Source organism: Stenotrophomonas sp. Steno-Z4 (assembly GCF_056393145.1).
This window is the reverse complement of record NZ_JBWJPC010000021.1, coordinates 1-445: the sequence shown is the minus strand read 5'-3', so window position 1 is coordinate 445 and position 445 is coordinate 1. Positions and strand designations below refer to the sequence as shown.

The window sequence follows — 445 nt, the reverse complement described above, 5'->3', positions numbered from 1 at the left end:
CATGAGCCTGCTGAACGGCTGATCCCGCACAAGCACGCGTCACAAAAACCCCGCGAAAGCGGGGTTTTTTGTTGGAACTGGCGATGATGAAATGTGACGAATTCAGCGTTTTTCCCTATCCATTGATTAAAGCTTCTTGACATTGGGTCGTTATTGATTTCAGCCACGGCAGATCGACATCGCTTGGCGCTCCCATACGGGAGAAACACCTCTATCACCCGGCGACATCATCGCCACCAGGAGCAAGAAAATGGCACAAGTCATCAACACCAACGTGATGTCGCTCAACGCCCAGCGCAACCTGTCGACCAGCGGCTCCAGCCTGGCCACGACGATCCAGCGCCTGTCCTCGGGCCTGCGCATCAACAGCGCCAAGGACGACGCCGCCGGCCTCGCGATTTCCGAGCGTTTCAGCACCCAGATCCGCGGCCTGGACGTTGCGGTG

General features: G+C 57.5%; 1 protein-coding gene. It reads left to right on the top strand.

The window, feature by feature from the left end:
- Positions 1-250 precede the first annotated feature (250 nt).
- Positions 251-445, top strand: a 195-nt coding sequence (locus tag AC06E7_RS19085; protein WP_478064629.1) for a flagellin N-terminal helical domain-containing protein, incomplete at its 3' end; no start/stop codon positions are given.